Raw genomic sequence first — 22,437 nt, forward strand, 5'->3', positions numbered from 1 at the left:
TCCACACCTCACACTTATCTAACGGCAATAATGACAGATATATTATCCCTGCCACCATAATAATTTGCCTGATCTATCAGCACACTGCATGCCTTACTTATATCTTCGCTGTTATCAACTATGTCCTTTATCTCGTCATCCTCGATCATATTGGATAATCCGTCCGAGCACATAAGAATCTTATCTCCCGGCTTCAGTCTGACCTCAAAGAAATCAGGCTCCACCTCTTCGTCAATTCCAAGTGCCTTAGTTATTATATTCTTCTCCGGATGATTTCTTCCTTTGTTCCTGTCAAGCCTTCCTGACCGGATCAATTCCTCAACCAGTGAGTGATCCATTGTCACCTGCTCTATGTCATCCTTTATGGTATACAGTCTGCTGTCACCGATATTGGCTACATATAATGTATCCTCGTCCACAACTGCGGCAACAAATGTAGTACCCATTCCACTGTATGCCCTGTTTCCTCTGGCAAGCTTGAGCACCTGCGCATTAGCATATATTATAGCTCTCCTCAGAATAGTAACCGGATTCTTCAGACCACTGTCCTTTATGTATTCTATTGTGCTCTCAACAGCCGTCTTGGAAGCAATATCTCCTGCATTATGTCCTCCCATGCCATCTGCAACAATGTACAGATTAGGAAGAGCTCCCACCTTGTCATCAGAATAAAACAGATAATCCTGATTCTGCTGTCTCTTCATGCCAACGTCTGTAAGTCCGGCGGATTTCATACAAAGCCTCCATTCCTTTACCATCAGTCTCGCCGCTCCCTGTATACACATGGGGCAGATATAACTGTGGCAACTCTATTTTCCTGCTGCCGCATCAGACTCATACTTCCTGCGGAGCTGTCCACAAGCTGCGTCTATATCGCTGCCCATACTCCTTCTTATAGTAACATTTATTTTATTTTTTTCAAGTGTGTATTTGAACTTTTCAATGGAATCAGCCTCTGAGCGGGCATAATCACGTTCTTTTATGGGATTTACCGGAATAAGGTTCACATGACAGTTCATGCCCCTTATAAGATCTGCCAGCCTCTTTGCATGTGCTACGCTGTCATTTTCATCCTTCACAAGAGCATACTCAAATGTAACTCTTCTTCCTGTCCGGTCGAAGTAATACCTGCAGGCGTCTATAACCTCATCTATACTGTACTTATTGGCTATAGGCATAAGCTTCCTTCTCTCTTCCCCCGTAGTTCCGTGTAAGGACAGGGCAAATGTTATGGAAAGCTTAAGATCAGCCAGCTTCTTTATCTCAGGAACAAGACCGCAGCTTGATACTGTGATATTTCTCTGGCTGAGATTTCTTCCTTCCTTAGATGTAAGTATGGTAATAAAATCCACAAGATTGTCAAAGTTGTCAAGAGGTTCTCCTGTTCCCATTACAACCACATTGGAGACCTTCTCCCCTGTAATCCTCTCCATGCTATATATCTGCTCAAGCATTTCCGACACAGTAAGATTTCTCACCAGTCCCGACAATGTTGACGCACAGAACCTGCAGCCCATACGACATCCCACCTGGGAGGATATACACACAGAATTACCATGCTTATACTTCATAAACACACTCTCTATGACATTTCCATCCTGTAACCTAAATAAGAACTTGTTGGTGCCATCCTGTTTTGAGACAAGTCTTGTGACCACTGTAAGCTCTGTAAATCCCATTTCCTCTATCTTCTGTATAAGCTTCTTAGGTACATTAGTCATCTGCGAAGGGTGCTCCACCATATCCTGATGTATCCACTTATATATCTGAGCTGCACGGAATGCCGGCTCCTTCTGTTCCTTTATGTAGTCTGTCAGCTCTGAAAGAGTCATTGACTTTATATCTTTCATTACACTTCCACCTTAATCTTCATTAAATCCTGTTTTCAACTGATATTTCTATCAATCTTCTGAGGCAATTCTATCTGTTTGTTTCTTGCTGCCTATTTCTTGCTATTTTTTTAATTTACGCCTATCGTTTCCTGACAAATCTTGCCATGAAAAATCCGTCACAGCTATCCTTTCCCTGCAACAATGTCATATATCCCCTGTTTCCTCTGTCCTTAAGGCTCTCCGGCAGATGATCCGCAAGCGTTTCAGGCACCAGATCCGTGTTCTCCCGGATCCACTTTACCGTATCTTCATTTTCAAGTCCGGTAATGGTACATGTGGAAAACAGCAATGTTCCTCCGGGCTTCACATACCTGCAGGCATTTGAAAGGATCTGCTTTGAAAGCCCGGAAAGACTGATAACCCCCGCCTTATCTATATTGTATTTAATGTCGTTCTTTCTTCCCATTATGCCAAGACCTGAGCATGGCACGTCACACAGCACAACATCTGCCTTGCCTTCCATGGTCTCGTCATAGACACAGGCGTCAAATACCTGGGGTTTAACATTCTCATATCCAAGTCTCTCTATGTTCTCTTCAATGAGCTCCACCTTGTTATCTGACACATCTCTTGAGACCACCGTTCCTGTAGGACCTGTAAGCTCTGCCGCATACATGGTCTTTCCGCCCGGTGCCGCACACATATCAAGCACCAGATCTCCCTTATTTATACCGGCACAGTCAACTGCCATGACCGAGCTTTCATCCGTAACATTAAAGTACCCCTGATGAAATCCCGGGACCTTTCTTATATAATCATAGTCATCTATCAGAAGTGTATTGTCTGTGTAATTTCCCCTTCTGACGGATATTCCATTACTTTCAAGCTCCTTTTTGAACTCATCCACAGATATCCTGTCCCTATTCACCCTTATGGTGGTGCTCCTGTCTGCAAATGCCGCACCAACTATGCTTTCCACATCCTCAGGGCTGTAGTCCTCTTCCAGTATATCTATTACCTCTTCCGGTACAGAATACATTACGGATATATATTTTCTGTGTTCGTTTGCTTTGTCTGGATATTTTATATTGTCCTTGTTTCTGCTTATGTTCCTTAAGACGCCATTTACAAAGCCCTTGAGATTACGGAAGCCTCTTTTTTCTGCCAGCTTGACACATTCATTGCAGGCTGCCTCGTCAGGAACCTTCTCCATATAAAATATCTGGTATGTTCCCATTCTCAATATACACCTGATAAGTGGCTTGCATTTGTTCACCTTCGTATTGGAAAATGAATTGATTATATAGTCAAGTCTTATCCTGGTCTCCACAACTCCTTCCACAAGCCTTGTGATAAATGCCCTCTCCTGCTTACTCATAAACTGATTTGACCTGAGTCCTGTGTTTAATGCAGTATTTGAAAATATTTTATTTTTCTCTATGTCAAGCAGTATATCCAGTGCTATCTCTCTGGGATTTTTCTCCATTATCTTATTTCCTCACAAACATCAAAATATGTCTTATTCTCCTGCCATATCTCCGGGATTTAACTTGTTACCCGCAAGAAATGCTGCTGCATCCATAACCTTCTTGCCTTCAGGCTGGAGTCTCTTTATCTTAAGTGTACCCTCGCCACAGGCGATAGTGAAGCTCTTCTTGGTAACAGCTGTTATCATGCCGGGCACCACATCAGCTCCAAGGCTTTCATCTGTATCACAGACCTCTGCCTCGTATATCTTAACCCCCTTACCGGCGACCCTTGTGTAGACGCAAGGCCACGGCTGCAAACCCCTTATAAGGCAGTTTATCTTATGTGCAGACATGGTGAAATCAAGCCTTCCCATCTCTTTATTTAACATACTTGCATAGCTTGACTCCTCGTCATTCTGAGGTATCCTTACGGCTGTTCCGTCTTCAAGCTGATGAAGGGTTTTTACTATAAGCTCTGCCCCAACAACTGCAAGCCTGCCTCTTAATTCTTCTCCTGTTTCGCTGTCGCTGATCTCCACTTCTGACTTAAGGATCATGTCCCCCTTGTCAAGTCCCTTTGACATATACATGGTGGTGACTCCCGTCCTGTCGCATCCGTCTATGATGGACCACTCTATAGGTGCAGCTCCTCTGTATTTTGGAAGCAGTGACGCATGGATATTGATACATCCGTACTTTGGTATATTCAGTATGCTCTCAGGAAGTATCTGTCCGTAGGCTGCGACAACTATGCAGTCAGGAGCAAGCTCCCTTATTATCTCAATATTCTCAGGTTCCCTGAGCTTAACAGGCTGATAGACCTGTATGTCATACCTTTCACAGGCAATCTTAACCGGCGATTTTGCCAGGTTCTTGCCTCTGCCCTTTGGCTTGTCCGGCTGCGTAAAGCATGCCATCACGTTATGTCCGTCAGCCACTATGGCATCCAGTGCATTTACTGCAAATTCAGGTGTACCCATATATACTATATTCATACAAATTCCCCCTATCTTGAACTATAATTTGATATTTTCAGATATTTCTATTCAACATCAAATATTCCGTCTACAGTCTTGTCCTTATAAAGAATTCCGTCAAGATGATCTGTCTCGTGACATATAGCTCTTGCAAGGAGTCCCTCACCGGTTATGGTTATCTCCTCCATGTTCTCATTGAAAGCCTTACATACAACCTTCATAGGTCTTGTTACAGTACCGATCTTGCCCGGAAGACTGAGGCATCCCTCATCACCGGTCTGTTCTCCTTCCGTTTCAACTATAACAGGATTAATAAGACATAACGGCTCATCATTTCCTATATCTATAACAACGATTCTCTTTAATACGCCAACCTGTGGTGCTGCGAGGCCTACGCCGTTGGCCTCATACATTGTATCAAACATATCGTCAATAAGTGTAAGAGTTCTCTCATTCATCTCCTTAACAGGCTTGCATACCTTCCTTAATATTTCATCTCCGTCATATCTTATATTTCTTATTGCCATTTTCTCGCTTCTCCCTTTTTAATATGTGATTTCTTATATTTACCTTTATTTGTTTTTATATGTGACTTCCAATATGTGAGTTCTTGTATTTGATCTCATATATTTAATTTCATATATTTGATCTTTTACATCCGTTCTCGTCTGTTTAATACAAATTCATAGGGTTGAAGTCAAACTGTATGTTCACTCCGTATCCATTATCCCTTGTATTCACATATTCCTCAACTGCGTCCTTGAAGTGTATAAGCTCATTGTAGTCGCAGTCCTTTATATATATAACACGTCTGTGCATATCTCTTATCTTGGATATTACAGGAACAGCCGGTCCTATAAGGATCATCCTGCTGTCCTCATTCCGATTGCCATTCACTATATCCACTATGACTCCGGCTTCCTCTTCAAGCCGCTTCTCGTTATCTGACACCATGATGATAACCAGCATATTCCACACCGGCGGATATCTGAGAAGGCTCCTGTATGCCTCTTCATTATGATAGAAGCTTTCATAATCCTGCTTCGCCGCATTTACTATGGCATAATTATCCGGCTTATAGGTCTGTATGATCACATCTCCCGGCTTGTCTCCCCTGCCGGCTCTGCCTGCTGCCTGCACAAGAAGGTCAAAGGTCCTCTCTGCCGCCCTGTAATCACTGTCAAATAAGGTCAGATCCGCAAGTATTATGCCCACCAGAGTGACATTTTCAAAGTCATGTCCCTTGACTATCATCTGGGTTCCGATAAGGATATCTGCTTCCCTGTCTGCGAATTTCTTTATTATCTCCTGATGGGAATTCTTCCCGGAGGTTGTGTCCCTGTCCATCCTAAGCACCGAGGCAGATGGGAATAACTTCTTAATCTCTTCCTCGATCTTCTCCGTACCCGTTCCGTAACCGCCTATAAGCTTTGACTTACACCCCGGACATCTGTCAGGCATATTGGTGGTATATCCACAATAGTGGCAGGTCAGTCTGTTGTCGTAATGCCTTGTAAGGGATACGTCACAGTGGGGACATTTCACAGGCTCACCGCAGCTTCTGCAGGACACAAAACTATTATATCCCCTTTTGTTCATAAATAACATGATCTGTTCATGCTTCTCAAGCCTGTCTGCTATGGCATTTAAAAGCTCGCCGCTGATTATGGATCTGTTGCCCCGTCTCAGCTCATCCCTTAGATCCACGATATGACATTCCGGCATAGGATTGTTCCTTGCTCTCCTTGTCATGGTCCAAAGCCTGTAATCTCCCGACACAGCTTTTCTGTAGCTTTCAACCGATGGTGTCGCAGATCCAAGTATCACAGGGCATCCGCACATTCCGGCACGCTCTATGGCAACCTCCCTTGCATGGTACTTTGGAGGATAGTCACTCTTGTAGCTGTTCTCATGTTCCTCGTCTATTATTATCAATCCCAGCCTTTTAAAAGGAGCAAATAACGCCGACCGCGGTCCGATCACCACATCAACCTCGCCTCTCTCGGCTCTCTTAAACTGATCGTATTTCTCCCCGGCAGACAATCTTGAATTGATAACCGTCACCCGGTCTCCAAAATACCTGGCAAAATATCCAACTATCTGATATGTAAGAGATATCTCCGGTATGAGGACTATTGCCTGTCTTCCCTGTTCTATAACCTTTCTTATTGCCTGGACATACACCTGGGTCTTACCACTTCCTGTAACTCCGTGAAGCAGATATGTCCTGTTCACCCCCTGATCAATATCCCGGTCAAACTCATCAACTATAGTCTGCTGTTCTTCGTTAAGTATAAGCTCCGGTATATCCCTTGTCATTCCGGCAGTCACATCCCTATACTGCTGTTCACTGACAATATTTATCACGCCCTCATCCGCCATACCCTTAAGAGTTGAAGAGGATATATTGAGAACTGATGTGGCATACTCCATGGTGATGGTATTAATCTCCTTTAGAGTATACAAAAGTCTTAATCTTGCCACGGCATTTTTCTTCGTATATCTGTAGGCCGCTTTTTCTATCCCGTTATCGTCCAAATTTATACAGATATACTTCTTCACCACAGGTTTCACCTTGTTCTTTACCGGCATAACTGTCTTCAGTGCATTTATCATGGTGGAACCATACCGTTCCTTTATAAAGCCTGCAAGCCTTATAAGCTGGCTGTCAATCTCCACAGCCTTATCATCAACCTCAAGGATAGACTTAAGACGCTCTGTATCATATTCAGTTTTATCACCGATCCCTATGACATATCCCTTTCTTCTGGTATTTCCCCTGCCGAAGGGGATTATCACCTGACTGCCTATGACAACCCTGTCCATAAGGCTCTCAGGTATTATATACTGGAAGCTTCTGTCTATAGCTTCATGGGAAATGTCTATGATCACATCTGCATACAATCTTTCCATATAGTATAAAATCCGAAAATATAAATCCCGATATCGAGCAGCAACCATTGGAAATTGCCTGTGGCAATGGGGTTGCTGCGACGTAACGATGTCACAGACATCATTACAATAAATAAAAACTAAGAGGCTGCGAATCCTACACAGCCTCTATATGAATTAATTATTCCTCGTCTTCGTCATCTCCGACAATCTTAATCTTACCTTTATAGAGCTCATCAACTGCTATTGACAAAGGCTTGTTACTGTCTGACTTAACAAGCGGCTCCTCGCCGGCAATTATCTCACGGGCTCTCTTTGCTGTAGCAAGTACTATTGAATATCTGCTGTTTACTACAGGATGTTCACCCGGCTCTACCTCTGAATTTACTACTGCCATTAAATCAGTATATGATGGATGTATCATAATATATCCCCTTTCCGATTTTCAATCATTGTTTCTTTTATAACATAATTTGCAATTATATGCAATTCAGTTCATCTCTAATTCCGTTAATAAAGTCAACATTGTTTGCCTGTCTGCAGCCGTAGCTTACAATAACGGAATTTACCACCTCAACACACTTGTCGAGATCATCATTTACAACTATATAGTCGTACTTATCCATGTCGGAAGCTTCCTCTGTGGCTTTCTTAAGTCTCTTCACTATAGTTGCTTCATTCTCTGTACCTCGGCCGGCAAGTCTTGCCTTAAGGCTGCTTATACTTGGTGCAGCTATGAATATGAGCAGTGCGTCAGGGTACTGCTCCTTTATCTTCATGGCACCCATAACCTCTATCTCAAGGATTATGTTCTTCCCCTCGTTAAGACTCTGCTCAACATATTTCTTAGGTGTACCGTAGTAATTCTCAACATACTGAGTCCACTCTATGAATCCGCCGTAATCTATGAGATTTTCAAATTCCGACCTGCTCATAAAGAAATATTCTCTTCCGTTCTCCTCACCCTCTCTTGGTGAACGCGTTGTGGCTGATATGGAAAGATCATATCCGTATTGGGATATAAGTCTCTTAACAACTGTTCCCTTTCCAACACCGGAGAAGCCCGAAATAACTATTAATGATCCCTTGTTCTTCATATCTGTACCAGTCCCTTACTCTAAATTCTGTATCTGTTCTCTTACCTTCTCAATATTCGTCTTTAGAGAAATGGCGATATCCGATATCTCCAGAGAATTAACCTTTGACAATATGGTATTTGATTCTCTGTTCATCTCCTGGGCAATGAAGTCTAACTTTCTGCCCACACTGCCGCCTGCAAGAAGAATATCCTTTGTACTGTCGATATGGCTTATAAGTCTTACTATCTCCTCATCCACACATATCTTGTCAGCATATATGACCACCTCTGTGGCTATCCTTGACTCATCCACACTGGCTGTGCCAAGAAGCTCTCTTACCTTTTCCGTAAGCTTCTCCCGGTAATCAGCCACCAGCTTTGGTGATATCTCTTCTATACGTTCCACGTTCCTCTTCATGGAATCAAGCTTATCCACGAGATCCTTCTTAAGGTTCTCGCCTTCCTTCTCCCTTGACTCCACAAATCTCCTGCATGCCTCATCAAGAGGAACCACAAGCTGCTTCCACAGCTCGTCAGGATCAACGTTCTCTTCCTCAATGGTAAATATCTCAGGATAATTTCCAAGATCTGTAAGCTTGATATCCATAGGGATCTCAAACTCCTCGGACATTCTCTTGAAATAATTCATGTACACTCTGGCAACATCATCGTTATATCTGATATTGGCATTGTCTGATGAATAATCCTCATATGTAATGAAGACATCCACCTTTCCACGCTCCACATATTTCTTAAGATAAGTTCTTATGTTGGTCTCAAGAAAACTGATCTTCTTTGGAAGCTTTATACTCATATCACAGAATCTGTGATTTACTGACTTTATCTCAACGGCAAATTTTCTGTCGTTTTCCACTATTTCACTTCGACCAAAACCGGTCATACTTTTTATCATCTTTTGTTCTCCAATATATGATTTTTCAGATATATTATTATAATCCCTATCCCGGAAAATATCAAGTCAATTCCTGTATACCTGAGATATCCGGCTCGGCAACCATGGAATAATTTGTGTGGTATATTACGAAGCCCGGCTTGGCCCCCGCAGGCTTCTTAAGGTTCTTCCTCTCGGTGTAGTCGATCTCCACCTTAGGGTTCGTCCTTCCTGAGGAATAATAGGCCGCAAGCCTTGCCGCCTCCTCGTAGGTCTGATCCGGCAGCTCATCCGCTTCCATAAGCTTCACTATAACATGGGAGCCGGGCATTTTCTTGGCATGGAACCACATATCCTTACCATTTGCGAATTTAAAAGTAAGCTCATCATTCTGGAGATTGTTCTTTCCCACATACATATGGAAGCCATCGGAAGAAACATAGTGATAAGGCTTGCTCTTAACCTTCTTTTTGTTGTTTTTGCTTCCGTAATGTCCTCTGATATATCCGCACATGGTAAGCTCTTCTTTAACCTCTGCCAGTGCAGCCTCATCAACTGCCATATCAAGAAATGCCTGTACCGACTGCAGGTGCTCCAACTCTTCCCTTGTTTCAACCGTGAGCTTTGTGAGAGCCTCGCAGGTTCTCTTCTGCTTATTGTACTTGGCAAAATATCTCTTGGCATTATCCATAACCGGTATCTGGCTGTCAAGGGGTATGATGATCTCCTCATTTGTATAGTAATTAAGCGCCTTAAAGCTCTTCTCTCCCTGCTTCACACTATATCCATAGGTATTGATCAGCTCACCGTACACCTTGTATTTCTCCCTGTTCTCCGTGTCCTTAAGCTGCTTCATCTGCAGGTCATACTTTCTGCTGGTACGCTCTATTGCTGTCTGGACTATCCTTCTTAAGTCCGTGGACTTCTGTCTCATTCTGGTAACAAGGGCTTTCCTGTAATAGTACTCATCAAGAAGCTCTGATATGCTGTTTCTGTGCTCTATCTGCTTGTCACTGTACATGGTAAGCATTACCGACGAGAACTCCACAGGCTTATAGCCATCAAAAACTATCACAGGATCATAGTCACACCTCTTTATCTGATCCACAATATCCATTGTGCACTTATATAACCTGTCTGCCCCCTCACCAAGCTCTGCCACTGAGGTTCTTGGGTCTATGTCTGCCCTGTAGCATATTTCATTTGCAACAACCGGACTGAAACCGGTCAGTGATGTATATATCGCCTTGCACGCATCTGCGGTCTTCGTCATTACAGTGCTGTCAAAGAGTCCTCTGTCAAGCTCCATCGGGTTTATCTTTCCTCCGTCAGGCGGATACTCATACCGTCTTCCCGGCAGAACCTCCCTGACCGAGCTTACAAGATGTGACACATGCTTTATACTGTCAATTATCATTCCCTTATGATCTGTAAATATTATATTGCTGTGCTTACCCATTATCTCTATGATAAGCTTCTTCCTGCACACATCGCCCATCTCGTCAAGATGTTCTATGGTAAATTCGACAATCCTCTCAAATCCCGGCTGCATCACATCTATTATCCTGCCGTTACCTATGTGCTTTCTCAAAAGCATACAGAAATTCGGCGCCGACATGGGATTTTCCTTTGACAGTCCCAGTATATAGATAAGAGGCAGGCTGGCGTCCGCCGACAGCATAAGCCTGTAGCTATCCTTGTTATTCTTTATAACTATATTAAGCTCATCATTCTCAGGCTGATATATTTTGTATATCCTGCCACCTGTAAGCTTCTCCCTCAGATCATAGACTATATTTGAAATTACAACTCCGTCGAATGCCATCTTGCACCTCCTATAACAGCACAGTTTCCGGGAATCTAAGCCACCGATATGCTCAAAAATATTGGGCAGAAACTAATATCCCTGCCCAATATATCCTTCTTAATTTATATTCAAACTCTTATAAAGAATTATACAGATCATTGTAGATCTTGGCTGAACTGTACCACGAGTAATCCATGCTCATGCCACGCTCAATGATACCATACCAGTTATCCTTATGATTGTAATATACTTCCTTTGCGTAATTGATCGCTCCAAGCAATTCATATGCGTCATAATTTGCAAATGAGAAGCCTGTACCTTTATTCTCATACTCGTTATATGGGAATACTGTATCGGCAAGACCACCTGTCTCACGCACTACAGGAACAGTTCCATATCTCAGTGCCATAAGCTGTGTAAGTCCGCATGGCTCAAATCTTGATGGAACAAGCATTACATCACAGCCTGCATACATCTTGTGTGATCTCTCATCTGAATAGTAGATATTGGCTGAAACCTTTGCAGGATGTATTCCCTGATAGTATCTGAACATATCCTCATATCTTCTGTCGCCGGTTCCGAGTACTATGAACTGTACACCATCACAGCAGATATCGTTCATTATCCTGTCCACAAGATCAAGTCCTTTCTGGTCTGTAAGACGTGAGATGATTCCGATAACAAACTGGTTCTCATCCTGAGGAAGTCCACATTCCTTCTGGAGTTCAAGCTTGTTTATCTTCTTAAGCTCTCTGAAATTATGGATATTATAGTTCTTATATACCTGAGGATCTGTCTCAGGATTCCATACATCGTAATCAATACCGTTTACAATGCCCCACAGAGACTGCCATCTTGCTGACAGAAGTCCGTCAAGACCCTCACCGTAATAAGGTGTCTGTATCTCCTTGGCATAGGTATTGCTGACTGTTGTGATCTTATCAGCATAAACAAGACCGCCCTTGAGCATTGATGCGTCCTTGCTTATCTCAAGCTTGTCAGGGGTAAATACATAATCAGGAAGTCCCGAATATCCTTGTATGGTCTCTATATCCCATTTTCCCTGGAACTGGAGATTATGTATGGTCATAACCGATTTCATTCCGCTGTAGAATGGATTCCCTGCAAATAATGTCTTAAGATATACCGGCACAAGTCCTGCCTGCCAGTCATGGCAGTGTACAATATCAGGCTGGAAGCCGATAGTCGGCAGTATACACAATGCTGCCTTTGAGAAGTAACAGAACTTCTCTATATCCCACTTAACATCTCCGTAAGGAGTAAAGCCGTTAAAGTAATATTCGTTGTCAATAAAATATACCTTAACACCCTCGTACTCAAGATACATTACACCCACATACTCATTCTTGTAACCGATGTCCATGTAAAAGCTTGTAAGATACTGCATCTTCTCTCTGTACTTGTTTGGTATACAGAGATAATTAGGAATGATGACTCTTACGTCATACTCATTTTTATCAAAAATCTTAGGCAGTGTTCCCACAACGTCCGCAAGTCCACCTGTCTTAATAAAAGGAACACATTCTGAAGCAATATAAGCTACCTTTTTCATAAATAATACCCTCCCACGATTCAGCACGCAAAATTGCCTTGGCGGTAATTTTATCCTGCATAAATGAACATATGTCTGTTATCTCACAGACATATTCACTATACCATAATCCAATGATTATTTCAATAAAACCCCAAATAATGTTTAACTGTTTTTAGTGGCTATATTCTTGATTCCGGACAGGATTTAATGTATATTTATCCCATGATATGTATCATATCAATATTTGTAACAGATAAGGAGAATTTTAATGGCACAGAATAAAGACCAGGATGAAGAAATCGAATTAATGACTCTGTATTTAGATGACGGTTCAGAGCTTGAATGTGAGATACTTGCAGTATTCCCTGCAGCAGGAAACGATTATATCGCCCTCCTCCCAACCAATCCTCCTGAAGGATATGAAAGTGACGAGGCACTCATCTACCGTTATGTGGAAAACGGCGACGATTACGAGCTGCTGTCCATAGAGGATGACGATGAATTCGAGAAGGCTGCCGACGCCTTTGACGAGCTTCTTGACGAGATGGAATTTAACGACATGGACTGATTTCACTATCATCAAAGCCGTATCAATTTAAAAAACTGATGAGCAAACAGGCTCACTGCCACCTTTACAGGATGGTAATGAGCCTGTTTTTTGCTATATATTCCTTATTTAATTTCTTTGACTCTCCGCTGTCAAAGGCCACAATCACATTCTGATCATCTGCAAATGTTATAATCCCCACTCCGTATTTCTTATGGGAAACCCTGACCCCCACCTTAAGATCAGCCCCCGGGCATATCATTTCATCCACAAACCGGGACTCTTCCGCTTTTCTGCCTCTTATATACCGGGGCACATAAATATTAAGTCCATACCTGGCTCTGGTGACAGCTACGTAGAACATCCTACGTTCTTCCTCAAGCTGTCCGGGATCCTTGGATTTCTTATGGGGTGTTATATCCTCAACTGCATCAATGATAAATACATGATCAAATTCCAGCCCCTTGGAGCCGTGCATGGTAGCTATGGTTATGGCATCAGGCTGGTCATTTCTGCTTCTATTGATCTCTGTAAGTTCATTTTTATATTCTTCTATGAAATCAAACCACTCGTCGTAGCTTCCAAAGCCCTTTGCCATGTCCTGGATCTCATCCATTATATCCTCAAATTCCTGAGTCTCTATGTCCCTGTACCGGCAATACTCTCTTATATACTCATTGTATCCCACTCCACGACGTATATAGTTAATACCTGCCCATGGGGACATATCTTTTATACGCTTAAGATCATTCTCAAGCACTACTAAATTCCGGACTATTCTGTAATTACCACTGTATTCATTCATAAGCCCCGACAGATCTATTGTGTCATCCGACAGTCTGTCCCTGCTTATGTATCTGTTAGGTCTGTTTATTATCTTAAGATAATTTCTCCTGCTGTTATCTCCCATGGCAATCTTCACATACGCCATTATATTATCAGCAATAAAATGATTGTATATATCCGGCATACTTTCCTTCATCTTAAACGGAATGTTATACAGCATAAGCTTTGTTGCCAGACTGTGAACCTCTGTGTTGGTCCTTGATATTACAGCCATGTTGCCATAAGGGATACCTGCCTGGGTCAGCCGTCTTATATCATCTATTATGGTATCATTCTGTTCCCTGACGTCCTTGACGGTTTTTATCTTTATCCTTTTTAAACCGTCTCCCTCATAAGCTGATACTATGTTCTTTTCATACCTGTTTTTATTATTTGCAATAAGTCTTCCTGCCGCCTCAGTTATACATTTGCTGCATCTGTAGTTCACAGAAAGCCTGACAATACCGGAATCCTTAAAGTCATCAGGAAATCCAAGCATTATATCCGGGCTTGCCCCTCTGAAGCTATATACCGACTGATCATCGTCCCCTACCACAAATAAGTTATTATCCGGTGCAGCGAGCATACACAATATCTTATACTGGATGCTGTTGATATCCTGAAACTCATCCACCAGGATATACTTAAACATCCTCTGCCAGCTTTTAAGTATATCCTTTCTGGCACAAAAAAGCTCATAAGCATATACCAGCATATCATCAAAATCAATCTTTCCGTTATCTGTAAGAAGTTTCTGATAGTCACTAAAAATCGCCCTGAAATCCTCAGGCTTCATATTCGCTGAGCTGTATGCCCCTATATCAAGCATTTCACTCTTAACATAGCTTATCTCTGATATGATATTCCTTAAAAATTCATCAGAAGGATCATACCCCAGCTCTCTTTCATGGATTCTCTCCCGAAGCATTGTATACTTGGATGACTCATCAATTATATTCTGTGTGGTATAGCCATAGGCATTCTTCAATATCCAGAAAAACACAGAATGAAAAGTTCCGAATATAGTCCTGTATGTATTTCCGGTTATATGATTAAAACGCTGCTGCATTTCTGTTGCTGCAGCTTTAGTATAAGTTATAACAAGTATATTCTCCGGTCTAACCCCATAGACTTCAATTAGAGTCTTTACCCTGTAGGTAATGACCGTTGTCTTTCCTGAGCCGGGACCTGCAAGCACCATAAGCGGTCCATCTTTATGTTCTATTGCTTTCTTCTGTTCTTCGCTGAACTGCGACATACATTCTCCTCTACCATAATAAATTAGAGCAGCAACCATTAGAAATTGCCTGTTTGGTATTGCCCCCCTCATATTATAGGTAACGCCCCCTCGTTTACACTCGGCGGCAAGTCGTCAGCACCATTCTAAATGTGTCTTCGACACTTGGTGCTTCCTACGGCAAGGGTTGCTGCAGCGTAACGATGTCCACGGACATCGTTACAATAAAAAGGGTACCAGAACATTACCGGTACCCTTAATGATCATTTTATATGTTTTGTATGACCGATATGTCAAGGCGATTAAAATCTAACCCTACCATTTACGATCTTGTAATTCCTTCCGTTGTACTTAATTGTTCCTGTGTAGCCTGACTGCCACTTACCGGCCTTGATGTAGTACCATGAACCACTGTACTTAACAAGTCCTGTGTAGCTTGACTGCATCTTACCTGACTTAACATAGAACCATGAGCCACTGTGCTTAACAAGTCCTGTGTATGTTGACTGCATCTTACCTGACTTAACATAGAACCATGAGCCGCCATTCTTAACAAGTCCTACATAAGATGTATCCATCTTACCGTTCTTAACGTAATACCATACACCTGATGAGTTCTTGCATAAGCCTGTGTATCCTGACTGCATTTTTCCGGCCTTGATGTAGTAGTAGCTGCCGTTGTACTTCCACATACCTGTGTAGTCTGATCTTATGTATCCATTGCCATCAACGAGCCACCAGCCTAAAACACCATCATTTGTTCCCTTGGTCATCTCCCAGTTCTTACCCGGAACCATATTAAAGCCGATGGTAGTCTGTCCTGATATTCCTGATGCTTTATATCTTACGAAATATCTTCCTACATCTGCTTTATCAGTCTGTACTGTGTACTTAAGATGTGTGATCGAGTTGCTTGAGCTGAAGTAGTTTGAGTAGTTTGCGCAAACTTTCCCCTTTGAATCAATGATCTGGATAGTGTACTTCTCAAGATAAAACTTGCCGTATGCTCTCAGATCAAACATAAATACCATATCCTGACCAACTTCCACGTTGGAATTGGCAACCTTGCTTGAACCATTTAATGATACAAGTTTGATCGTATTATGGTAATTCGCCTTTACTGATGTGCTGTCATCTGTTGTCTCAACTGTTGTTGCCTGTCCTGCGTCCTCTGCTGCTGAAACAGTAGCCACAGCAGTTCCTGCTGAACCGATAAATAATGCAGCAGCCATAGCCGCGCCTGCTATGAGCTTTGAAATAGTTCTTTTCTTCATATTTGTTGACCTCCCGAAATACTCTTGGAACAAAACAATAATTTCCGTCTTTGATTATACAACCTAAAAACGCAGACAGTCAACACCCGTCTGCGCTTTTTGCTCTGTCAAAAGCATACAATGTATTTTGTATACTTTCACCAATCAATTTTCTGTTTATTAGACAGATATACCATTTAACCGATACCAGCCGATATTATCTGCCACAGCACTTCTTATACTTCTTGCCACTTCCGCAAGGACATGGATCATTTCTTCCAACCTTAGGTGGCTTTACTACCGTATGACTTGTCTTCTCCTGCTTGTAGAGCTGGTCTCTCTTCTCCTTTGTAAAGATAGCATCCCACATTGGAAGTGTATATAACCACTCAGCATTACAACCAACCATGTTCATGTAAAGCTTCTCGTAGTCAATGTCAAGAGTAACCTCTGAGTCCTCTGTAATATCATCAAGATTGTTTGAAGTAAAAAGACTGTCATCAATTCCATCAAGGAAACCAACCATAGTCTGGAGGCTTACACCATACTTCTCTGCAAGTTCCTTAACAATACCCTTTACAGGATCTGCTCCAGGTGTTGCAAGAATCTTCTCATATATACCCTTCTCTGCCTGGAAATAATTAAGCCAGAACTCTTTTCCTTCAGGTGTTCTGTCGTCTAAGCCGTATGCATAATCACGCCATTCTGTTAATAAGCTCATTTTTTCTACCTCATCTCAAAATTTAGTATTAATTTTACAAACTTTTTAGAGTATATCAAATTATTTCTGACATTTCAACATTTTTCTCTTATCCGGTCTTCTGTTTCGTCAGACACATCATTTTCCTTGATTCGGTTTCTATTTTATCAGACATATCATTTTTCCTGATCTAATCTTTCTTTTCGTCAGATGCAGCATTCTCTTTGATCTCATCCTCTGTCCCGTGAATGGTATCCTTCTTCTGCTCCTCCGCCAGCTCCTCGCCACGCCTCTTAAAGAGTCCAGCGAAAAACATCATCGCCCACAGAAGCACGGGCACTATCATGCACATGAACAGCATACCGAAGAAGTACTTACTTCCCGTAACGCCGGTAATGCATGTAATTACCACAACCGCACACATGACCACTATGGCTATCCATGCCAGTACTCTCTTCATAATCACTGCTCCTTCTTTATAAATTCAAAATACTTCTTGATATCCTTCTCATATCCGTTGTCTGACGGTTCATAGAACCTTTCATCGGCCACCTTATCAGGAAGGTACTGCTGCTTAACATAGTGATTAGGATAATCATGTGCATATTTATATCCTGAATGTCCAAGCTTCTTCGCCCCACCATAATGAGCATCTTTGAGATAAGGAGGAACCTCTCCCGTCTCCCGGTTCTTAACGATGTCTGCCGCTGCAAATATCGCATTCACCACGGAATTACTCTTCGGTGCACAGGCAACATATATGGCCGCATGGGCAAGTATTATCTGTGCCTCCGGCATACCCACTCTCTCAACCGCCTGAGCACATGCCGTAGCAACTACTATTGCATTAGGGTCTGCATTTCCCACGTCCTCGCTGGCACATATCATTATCCTTCTTGCTATAAATGTGACACTCTCGCCGCCATACAACATTTTGGCAAGATAAAATACTGCCGCGTCCGGATCCGAGCCACGCATGCTCTTTATAAATGCCGATATGATATCGTAGTGATTATCTCCGTCTTTGTCATATCTTATGGCTCTTTTCTGTATACATTCCTCTGCCACAGGAAGAGTTATATGGATCTTGCCATCCTCAGACCTCTCCGTTGACAATATTCCAAGCTCCACGGCATTAAGAGCACTTCTGGCGTCTCCCCCTGCCATATCGCTTAAGAACTCCGCCGCCTCATCATCTATACATGCGTTAAATGCCTGCATACCCTTTGGATCATATACCGCCTTAAGTACAAGCTGCTTTATGTTATCCTTTGACAGGGGCTTAAGCTCAAAAATATTAGACCTTGATAAAAGAGCCCCATTTACTTCAAAATAAGGGTTCTCTGTGGTTGCTCCAATAAGGATAACCGTACCATCCTCAACGAAGGGTAACAGATAATCCTGCTGGCTTTTATTAAATCTGTGGATCTCGTCAACAAATAATATGGTCTTCTTACCATACATGCCCCTGTCGTCCTTGGCTTCATTTATTATAGCCTCCATATCCTTCTTACCGGCTGTAGTGGCATTTATCTGCTTAAACTCAGCCTTTGTACCGTGGGCTATGACCATGGCAAGTGTCGTCTTACCTGTTCCCGGAGGTCCGTAGAATATAAGAGAGCTTATCTTATCCGCTTTGATTGCGCGATACAAAAGCTTGTCTTTTCCTATGATGTGCTCCTGCCCCACCACCTCGTCCAGGGTCTCTGGTCTCAGTCTCTTGGCAAGAGGAGAATCGTCATCATGGCTGTTCTCTCTCATATAACTGAATAAATCCATATCTTCCATCTTATATTATGTCCAGATTCTTAAGTATTTCGTTAAATTTCATTATATCAATAGGCTTGCAGATATAGTCGTCATAATCGTCACTGGCTACAGAGCTGTCGAAGCTTGCCTCATCAAGGGCACTGGTCATTATAACCTTTGTCCTTAACATTCTTGATACTCCATGCTTACGCTCTGCGCTTCTTATGGATGAAAGAGCCTTGTATCCGTCAATCTTAGGCATCATTATGTCCAAACAGCACAATTCGAAAGGTTCTCCGTACTCCAAAGCATTGACAAATGCATCAACTGCCTCAATACCATCCTTTGTTACAACTACCTCTCCAAACTTTCCCAGATATTTTGACAAAAACTTTGCATTTGCTAAATCATCCTCTGCGATCAATATTCTCATAATTCTACTAACCTCCTGTAATATACGATTCTGATAATCACTTCATGGCTTATGCTAATACTTAAGACTTTTCTGTATATTCTCAAGCATTTCCTTTATGGTTACTTTAAAGCTTTTTCTTGAATATTCCGTTCTTCTCTGAAGGATACCCTCAGTAAACATTCCGTTAAATATAAATGTAAGCTGTTCCGGCGTGAACAAAGGTCTCAATTCCTTATTCGCCAATGCTCCGGACCAAAGCTTATTGACAAAACTATTTCTCTTTATCATACATTCTGAAATAATATCCCTGGTCTCAGGTCTGTGAAGCAGCTCTTCATAATGAAGGATTATTGCCCCCATTCCAAGATAATTATCATAGTACGTAGCATAAATGTCTGCATAATAATTAATCTTGTCCATATAGGTTCCGTCTATCTTCAGCGCCGTTTTCTGAATATTATCATCAAACGCCACATATTGCTTCACAACCTCCACAAGAACCTCATCTATCCCACCAAAATACTTGTATACCAGAGTCTCTGATACATTCTCCCTAAGGGCAAGATTCTTGGTAGACAGCGCATGAAGCCCCGCATCTCCTATAAGATCTATTGCAGATGCTATTATTTTATCTCTTCTTGAAATATAATTATCTGCCAAAACCAATCCCCCTAACGCACCTGTGTTGTTCTAATACATATCTAGTTAATTGTATTTCATGAGACTTTTTTTGTCAATGTACAAACCTGCTTTTAGTTTACATAATTGCAATTTTTTTGTATCTTTTGTATACTATCAGAATTTTTTTTGTATAAATTCTATATTTGTTTTCCGAATCATGGTTATTTTAATATCTCTACTTTATCTTCTCTCCTCCTGTATATGTAGAGGTTATCCGAAAGCTTCTCTGACTTCTTCACAATATTTTTATTTGCAAGAATTATACACTCTATTATATCTTTTGCATCAACTTCATTGCCCGCTTTAACAAACAGCACCTCGTGTATACTTGATGGAATGATATAAATATCACCATCCAACATATCTGCACACCTAGCCAGTACTCCGGGATATAACATAGCCGCAGCCCCATTCGTATAATAGGAGTTTGTGATTATATACATGTCTTTTTCCGGATCCTTTTCCGGATTATTTTCTGCCATTCCATCTTTCTTAACGTCAATCCCATACTGTCTCATAAGTAGAGATACCAGATTTTCCACATGTTCAGGAAACAGTCTCCTGGTATTCTCCGATGCAATATCATAAAGCTCCCTGACATTGACACCCCACCTTCTTATATCCCTGTTTGTCACAAGGGATGTACCTATGCTCTCAGGAGATTTCACAGCCAGCCAGCGAAAAACTATGGCAAGGTCCTCAAATGGTATATAGGGCGCATTCGTAAGCATCTCGCTGTTAAGTTCCCTGTTCACCAGCATCATTATAATAAAATCCCTCACACTATCATAATCCGTGAATTTACTTATATCCAGTCTGCCCTGCTCCCTTCTGTCTCCGTAACTATCCACAATCTCCTCTACTATATCCTGCAGCATCCTGCCGTTATTATACTGTTCGTAATATCTTTCCATATACACACTGGGACTCACATTACTCCCACGAGCAAAAATACTCAGGCACTTTAATCTACACCCGTTATTTTTAACTACAGTCTCAGCATTTACCCTTACCTCCATATTTCTTTCCTTCGCAATTTTTTCTACCAGTGTTCTTACCTTCTCTACAAATATGTCAAACTCCATCCGATCATTTACAATAATTATTGCATACTCCTTTCCATATATTCATTTGACCGGACTCCCGGGAATCCTTTTTGAAATCAATTTCATCTGCATGATATTAGTATTCATGCAAATAGTCAATAGCCCGGATGACTATGTGAAAGTCATCTGCGCACCACATAGTTAACGTCAAAAAAAAATCCCGGAAACAGCCATTTTCCATCACATTACTTAATGCAATTCAGGTTGTTTCCAGGTTTTTTACTCTTTATATATACAATTTGTAATACTCATACAGAAAGTCACATCATAATCTTCATAGGATCATACAAGATTTCCGGCAACGCTATACAAGGCTCTTTAAAAACTCAATGCACTTATCCATTTCATCATCAGTTCCAATGCTGATCCTTAAGTAATTGTCTATTCTTGGCTTGTTAAAATATCTGAAATAGATATTATTTTTTCTCGCCTCGTCGAATATCTCCTTTGCAGGAATTGACTTGTGGGTTGCGAATACAAAATTGGCTGAAGACTTCGGGCATGTGAAGCCAAGCTTCTCTATCTCATTAACAAATCTTTCTCTTGTGTTAATAATCTTGCCGATAGTCTCTTTGAAATATTCATCATCCTTTATGGACTCAATTCCAAGCATTATGGATGGACGGTTCATTGTATACGAATTAAATGAATACTTCACATCATTAAGTGCCTTGATAAGTGTCTTGTTGCTTATGGCATAGCCTATTCTGAGACCAGCCATTGCTCTGGACTTTGAAAATGTCCTTGTGACCACAAGATTATCATACTTATCAATAAGAGGAAGTACAGTCTCCCCGCCAAAATCAATATATGCCTCATCAATTATTACGATGGAGTCCGGATTGTCCTTTACTATATCCTCAACAAATTCAACGCTTTCGCATATTCCGGTAGGGGCATTAGGATTAGGGAACACTATTCCACCGTTTGGTCTCCTATAATCAGCCGGATCTATCCTGAAGTCCTTTGTAAGAGCAGGTGTCTCATAAGGTATTCTGAACAGATCTGCCCACACATCATAAAATGAATATGTTATATCCGGGAAAAGTATCGGCTTATTTGAATTGAAAAATGTCATGAAGGACATGGCAAGCACATCATCTGAGCCTACTCCTACAAATACCTGGGCAGGGTCTACTCCGTGGTACTCTGCAATGGCAGTAACTAGATCACTGGCAGCAGGATCCGGATAAAGCCTGAGGCTGTCCGGGTCTGAGACCACGCTCTCCACCTTCTTTGATGGTCCGTAAGGATTTTCATTTGTATTTAGCTTTATTACGTCTAAATCCTTAGGCTGTTCCCCCGGTGTATATGGTACAACCTTGCGGATATTGTCTCTCCATGCTTCCATGTTTATTCATCCTCCCTGCGTATAATTGTATAATTTTATACACAATGTACTATTTTTGTTAAAAATACGAA

The 22,437-nt window shown here is 41.7% G+C and carries 21 protein-coding genes; 1 reads left to right on the top strand and 20 read right to left on the bottom strand.

From position 1 onward, the window contains the following. Window positions 1-14: 14 nt before the first annotated feature. The 11 genes from DXB54_RS06650 to glgA all read right to left on the bottom strand — a co-directional run bounded on the left by DXB54_RS06650 (window position 15) and on the right by glgA (window position 12,520). Entirely contained in the window at window positions 15-734 is a 720-nt protein-coding gene (locus DXB54_RS06650; protein ID WP_118694642.1) for a Stp1/IreP family PP2C-type Ser/Thr phosphatase, read from the bottom strand. Between the two features lie 75 nt (window positions 735-809). Further along, window positions 810-1,850: a 23S rRNA (adenine(2503)-C(2))-methyltransferase RlmN gene (rlmN, locus tag DXB54_RS06655; protein WP_118694643.1), complete on the bottom strand. Its 1,041-nt coding sequence runs from the start codon at window positions 1,848-1,850 to the stop codon at window positions 810-812. 121 nt (window positions 1,851-1,971) lie between these two features. Further along, entirely contained in the window at window positions 1,972-3,318 is a 1,347-nt protein-coding gene (gene rsmB, locus DXB54_RS06660) for a 16S rRNA (cytosine(967)-C(5))-methyltransferase RsmB (protein ID WP_118694644.1), read from the bottom strand. A 33-nt stretch (window positions 3,319-3,351) separates the two neighbouring features. Continuing rightward, window positions 3,352-4,296, bottom strand: coding sequence for a methionyl-tRNA formyltransferase (gene fmt, locus DXB54_RS06665; protein ID WP_021939024.1), 945 nt, complete (start codon window positions 4,294-4,296; stop codon window positions 3,352-3,354). A 47-nt stretch (window positions 4,297-4,343) separates the two neighbouring features. Further along, window positions 4,344-4,805, bottom strand: coding sequence for a peptide deformylase (gene def / locus DXB54_RS06670; protein WP_021939023.1), 462 nt, complete (start codon window positions 4,803-4,805; stop codon window positions 4,344-4,346). Window positions 4,806-4,950: 145 nt separating this feature from the next. Then, window positions 4,951-7,191, bottom strand: a complete 2,241-nt coding sequence (priA, locus tag DXB54_RS06675) for a replication restart helicase PriA (RefSeq protein WP_118694645.1) — start codon at window positions 7,189-7,191, stop codon at window positions 4,951-4,953. A 160-nt stretch (window positions 7,192-7,351) separates the two neighbouring features. Next, window positions 7,352-7,594, bottom strand: a complete 243-nt coding sequence (gene rpoZ / locus DXB54_RS06680) for a DNA-directed RNA polymerase subunit omega (RefSeq protein WP_021939021.1) — start codon at window positions 7,592-7,594, stop codon at window positions 7,352-7,354. A 55-nt stretch (window positions 7,595-7,649) separates the two neighbouring features. After that, complete coding sequence (gmk, locus tag DXB54_RS06685; RefSeq protein ID WP_021939020.1) at window positions 7,650-8,267, bottom strand: guanylate kinase; 618 nt, start codon at window positions 8,265-8,267, stop codon at window positions 7,650-7,652. A 15-nt stretch (window positions 8,268-8,282) separates the two neighbouring features. Then, on the bottom strand, window positions 8,283-9,161 hold the full coding sequence (locus DXB54_RS06690) for a YicC/YloC family endoribonuclease (protein ID WP_021939019.1): 879 nt from the start codon (window positions 9,159-9,161) through the stop codon (window positions 8,283-8,285). A gap of 61 nt (window positions 9,162-9,222) precedes the next feature. Further along, complete coding sequence (locus DXB54_RS06695) at window positions 9,223-10,965, bottom strand: Rqc2 family fibronectin-binding protein (protein ID WP_118694646.1); 1,743 nt, start codon at window positions 10,963-10,965, stop codon at window positions 9,223-9,225. Window positions 10,966-11,083: 118 nt separating this feature from the next. Then, complete coding sequence (gene glgA, locus DXB54_RS06700; RefSeq protein ID WP_118694647.1) at window positions 11,084-12,520, bottom strand: glycogen synthase GlgA; 1,437 nt, start codon at window positions 12,518-12,520, stop codon at window positions 11,084-11,086. A gap of 250 nt (window positions 12,521-12,770) precedes the next feature. Between glgA and DXB54_RS06705 the strand changes: the two genes are divergently transcribed. After that, window positions 12,771-13,070: a DUF1292 domain-containing protein gene (locus tag DXB54_RS06705; RefSeq protein WP_021939015.1), complete on the top strand. Its 300-nt coding sequence runs from the start codon at window positions 12,771-12,773 to the stop codon at window positions 13,068-13,070. Window positions 13,071-13,134: 64 nt separating this feature from the next. On the opposite strand, the gene DXB54_RS06710 is transcribed toward DXB54_RS06705, so the two are convergent. The 9 genes from DXB54_RS06710 to hisC all read right to left on the bottom strand — a co-directional run bounded on the left by DXB54_RS06710 (window position 13,135) and on the right by hisC (window position 22,366). Next, window positions 13,135-15,132, bottom strand: coding sequence for an ATP-dependent helicase (locus DXB54_RS06710; protein ID WP_118694648.1), 1,998 nt, complete (start codon window positions 15,130-15,132; stop codon window positions 13,135-13,137). A 281-nt stretch (window positions 15,133-15,413) separates the two neighbouring features. Further along, complete coding sequence (locus DXB54_RS06715; protein ID WP_118694649.1) at window positions 15,414-16,385, bottom strand: hypothetical protein; 972 nt, start codon at window positions 16,383-16,385, stop codon at window positions 15,414-15,416. A gap of 196 nt (window positions 16,386-16,581) precedes the next feature. Further along, complete coding sequence (locus tag DXB54_RS06720; protein WP_118694650.1) at window positions 16,582-17,085, bottom strand: SEC-C metal-binding domain-containing protein; 504 nt, start codon at window positions 17,083-17,085, stop codon at window positions 16,582-16,584. Between the two features lie 169 nt (window positions 17,086-17,254). After that, the gene (locus tag DXB54_RS06725) at window positions 17,255-17,530 is read right to left on the bottom strand and encodes a hypothetical protein (RefSeq protein WP_147361017.1); all 276 of its coding nucleotides are present in this window, start codon (window positions 17,528-17,530) and stop codon (window positions 17,255-17,257) included. Then, a complete protein-coding gene (locus tag DXB54_RS06730; protein WP_118694728.1) occupies window positions 17,527-18,843 on the bottom strand; it encodes a replication-associated recombination protein A in 1,317 nt (438 codons plus the stop codon). The genes DXB54_RS06725 and DXB54_RS06730 overlap by 4 nt, the downstream gene beginning before the upstream one ends. Before the next feature lie 10 nt (window positions 18,844-18,853). Then, window positions 18,854-19,246: a response regulator gene (locus DXB54_RS06735; protein ID WP_021939009.1), complete on the bottom strand. Its 393-nt coding sequence runs from the start codon at window positions 19,244-19,246 to the stop codon at window positions 18,854-18,856. A gap of 54 nt (window positions 19,247-19,300) precedes the next feature. Next, entirely contained in the window at window positions 19,301-19,888 is a 588-nt protein-coding gene (locus DXB54_RS06740; protein WP_118694651.1) for a TetR/AcrR family transcriptional regulator, read from the bottom strand. 182 nt (window positions 19,889-20,070) lie between these two features. Further along, window positions 20,071-20,994, bottom strand: coding sequence for a DUF5688 family protein (locus tag DXB54_RS06745; RefSeq protein ID WP_118694652.1), 924 nt, complete (start codon window positions 20,992-20,994; stop codon window positions 20,071-20,073). Window positions 20,995-21,319: 325 nt separating this feature from the next. Continuing rightward, window positions 21,320-22,366: a histidinol-phosphate transaminase gene (gene hisC / locus DXB54_RS06750; RefSeq protein WP_118694653.1), complete on the bottom strand. Its 1,047-nt coding sequence runs from the start codon at window positions 22,364-22,366 to the stop codon at window positions 21,320-21,322. Between the last annotated feature and the right edge of the window lie 71 nt (window positions 22,367-22,437).

The sequence above is a fragment of the Coprococcus sp. OM04-5BH genome (assembly GCF_003482105.1).
Classification (GTDB): domain Bacteria; phylum Bacillota; class Clostridia; order Lachnospirales; family Lachnospiraceae; genus Coprococcus.